At 73.5% G+C, this 3,158-nt stretch carries 3 protein-coding genes; 2 read left to right on the top strand and 1 reads right to left on the bottom strand.

Annotation, left to right across the window (positions count from 1 at the left end; all coding sequences use genetic code 11):
- Window positions 1-962 (bottom strand): LacI family DNA-binding transcriptional regulator (locus AOK18_RS21845; RefSeq protein WP_055695456.1); only part of this gene is annotated, 962 nt, incomplete at its 3' end.
- 115 nt (window positions 963-1,077) lie between these two features.
- Here AOK18_RS21845 and AOK18_RS21840 point away from each other — a divergent pair.
- Both AOK18_RS21840 and AOK18_RS21835 read left to right on the top strand, forming a co-directional pair.
- Window positions 1,078-2,265 (top strand): phytanoyl-CoA dioxygenase family protein, encoded by a 1,188-nt coding sequence (locus tag AOK18_RS21840; RefSeq protein ID WP_055695455.1) that lies wholly within the window; start codon window positions 1,078-1,080, stop codon window positions 2,263-2,265.
- Between the two features lie 73 nt (window positions 2,266-2,338).
- Window positions 2,339-3,115 (top strand): SDR family oxidoreductase, encoded by a 777-nt coding sequence (locus AOK18_RS21835; RefSeq protein WP_055695454.1) that lies wholly within the window; start codon window positions 2,339-2,341, stop codon window positions 3,113-3,115.
- Window positions 3,116-3,158: the final 43 nt, after the last annotated feature.

Raw genomic sequence — 3,158 nt, 5'->3', positions numbered from 1 at the left:
GCGGGGGGCAGGGCGCCGTGGGCGCGCATCACGATGTGGCAGGCCTCGCGCAGGTCGTGGCGCAGGTCGTGGTGGAGCACGGCGGACAGGCGGTGCTCGCGCAGCAGCCGGACGTTGTCCTGGTCGAGGTCGTGCGCGACGAACACGGCGCACTCGCGCCCGGCGTCCTCGAAGGCCCGCAGGGTGGCGACGTTGCCGCCGCCGATCGAGTAGACCGCGCGGATGTCCGGGTCGCGGTCCAGGGCCGTCCGGACCAGCTCGTACTGGGTGGTGTCCAGGCCCTGCCCCCCGGCGATCTCCACGAGGGCGCGCCCGGGGTACCGGGCGCGCACGGCGCTGCGGAAGCCCATCTCGCGCTCCTCCTCGTTGCGGAAGGAACCGCTGGAGAGGCTGGTGAGCACGTTGCCGGGGCCGTCGCCGAGCCACTGCCCCACGAGGTACGCGGCGGTCGCGCCGGCCGCCCGGTTGTCGCTGCCGACGTAGCCGATGCGGGCGCTCGCGGGCAGGTCGGTCACCAGCGTCACCACGGGGACGCCCGCCGCGGCGAGCCGGCCGACGGCGGCGGTGACCTCGGGGACGTCCGGGGCCTTGAGGACCACCCCCTGCGAGCCGCGCCGCCCGATCCGGTCGAGGACGGCGACCAGCTCCCGTGCCGGACCCGTCTCGCGGAAGTGGAAGCGGGAGCGGACCACGGCCGGGTGCAGGGAGGGGAGTTCGGCCTCCAGGGCCGCGCGGACGGCGGTGGAGAACCGCTCCGGCGACTGCATCACGATGTCCACCATGAAGGTACGGCCGACCAGCCGGACCTGGGTGCGCTGCCGGTCCAGGTCGGCGATCGCCCGGCGCACCTCCTGCGCGGTGCTGTCCCGCACTCCGCCCCGGCCGTTGAGCACCCGGTCGACCGTTGCTTCGCTCAGACCTGCCTGACGTGCGATTTCCCTGATGGGGAAGGGGTGGCCCATGTGACCGGCTCCTGGACTCCTGAGGGGTTTTTGATGGCTCACTGCTGGTTGTTCGAAGGCTTTGTACTGACAAGAATGGCAGAGCCGAGTCCCCCTGTGACCCGAAAGGACGAGCATGTCCTTCCCCACCGCCTCCACCCCGGTCCAGCCGTCCGCGCGGCAGCGGCCCTGGCTGTCCGAGCAGGACTGCGACCTGGACGCGTTCCGCGCCCTGGTCGAGCGGACCACGGACCGATCCGCCTACCCGCACGCCTCCGCCGTGGAGCGGAACGTGCTGCTCTACGACGCCGACCGGCTCGCCCTCTCGGACCGCCGCGAGGCCCAGACCGAGCTGGTGCACGCCCTCGCCGACGGCCCCGGCATCGTGGTCGTCCGGGGCGCCTTCCCCGACCCGGCGGTCGTGGACCGGGCCACCGCCGTGTTCGACGCCCTGATCGCCCAGCAGCGCGCGACGGGCGCCGCCTCCGGCGACCACTTCGCCAAGCCGGGTGCCAACGACCGGGTGTGGAACGCCCTGGAGAAGGCCGCCCTCCACGACCCGCGGGCCTTCGCCGACTACTACGCCAACGACGTGATCGCCCTGGTGTCCGCGGCCTGGCTCGGCCCCGGCTACCAGGTCACCTCCCAGGTGAACGTGGTCAACCCGGGCGGCGCCGCCCAGACCGTGCACCGCGACTACCACCTCGGCTTCCTCTCCAACGAGGCCGCCGCCGCCTACCCGGCGCACGTGCACCACCTCTCCCCCGTGCTCACCCTGCAGGGCGCGGTCGCGCACTGCGACATGCCCGTCGAGTCCGGCCCCACGCTGTACCTGCCGCACTCGCAGAAGTACGGGCCCGGCTACCTCGCCTGGCGGCTCCCCGAGTTCCAGGCGTACTTCGAGGAGCACCACGTGCAGCTGCCGCTCGCCAAGGGCGACGCGGTCTTCTTCAACCCGGCCCTGTTCCACGCCGCCGGCGCCAACCGCTCGGCGGACATCCGGCGCATGGCCAACCTGCTCCAGGTGTCCTCCGCGTTCGGGCGGGCCATGGAGACGGTGGACCGCGAGACCGTGACGGCGGCCGTCTACCCGGTGCTGCTCAGGGCACGGGCCGAGGGCGCCGGTGAGCAGTGGCAGGAGAACGTGATCGCGGCGAGCGCCGAGGGCTACCCCTTCCCCACCAACCTCGACGACGACCCGCCGGTCGACGGCCTGGCCCCGCCCTCGCAGGCGGACCTCGTCCGGCGGGCGCTGCACGAGGGCTGGACCGTGCGGACCCTGCGGGAGGCACTGCGGGCCGGCGCCGAGCGGCGCGAGAGCTGACCCCGCGCTCCCCTCGCCACACCGCACGACCGGATCAGGAACGGCTCAGGAACGGAAAGGACCCCCGAACGGCATGGGACTTCTCGACGACAGGATCGTCCTCGTCAACGGCGGCAGCCAGGGCGTCGGTGCCGCCGTCGCACGGGCCGCGGCGCGCGAGGGGGCGGTGGTGGCCGTCACCGGGCGCCGCCCCGGGCCCGGCGAGGCCCTGGTGGCGGAACTGGCCGCCGCGGGCGGCAGGGCGATGTTCGTCCGCGCCGACCTGGCCGACGCGGAACAGGCCAGGAACTCCGTCGCCGAGGTGGTGAGGGCGTACGGCCGGGTCGACGGCCTGGTCAACTCGGCGGGGCTGACCTCGCGCGGAACGCTGCTGGACACCACCCCGGAACTGTTCGACCAGCACGTCGCGATCAACCTCAAGGCACCGTTCTTCGCCATGCAGGCCGCCGTGGCGGACATGGTGCGGCGCGAGGAGCCCGGCACGATCGTCAACATCATCACCTCGTCGGCGCACGGCGGGCAGCCCTTCCTGGCCCCCTACGTCGCCGCGAAGGCCGGGCTCATCGGCCTGACCCGCAACGCGGCGCACGCCCACCGCTGGGACCGGATCCGGATCAACGGGCTGAACATCGGCTGGACCGCCACCGAGGGCGAGGACGCCACCCAGCGCACCTTCCACGGCGCGGGCGACGACTGGAAGGAGCGGGCCGCCGCCCGGCTGCCGATGGGCAGGCTCGGCCGGCCGGACGAGATCGCCGACTTCGTGGTCCTGCTGCTGTCCGACCGGTCCGGCGTGGTGACCGGCTCCGTGATCGACTGGGACCAGAACGTCCTGGGCGGCCTCGACTGACGGGCTCCTCCCTCCCCCCTCCCCACGCAGAGAACCTCCGCAC

Source organism: Streptomyces prasinopilosus, from assembly GCF_001419695.1.
Lineage (GTDB): Bacteria > Actinomycetota > Actinomycetes > Streptomycetales > Streptomycetaceae > Streptomyces > Streptomyces prasinopilosus.
The sequence above is the reverse complement of the archived record's forward strand: the minus strand, read 5'-3'. Positions and strand labels throughout refer to the sequence as shown.

Excerpts from the sequence above, each read along its gene's own strand:
- AOK18_RS21835 (WP_055695454.1), top strand. The coding sequence starts at position 2,339 with ATGGGACTTCTCGACGACAGGATCGTCCTCGTCAACGGCGGCAGCCAG.
- AOK18_RS21840 (WP_055695455.1), top strand. The coding sequence starts at position 1,078 with ATGTCCTTCCCCACCGCCTCCACCCCGGTCCAGCCGTCCGCGCGGCAG.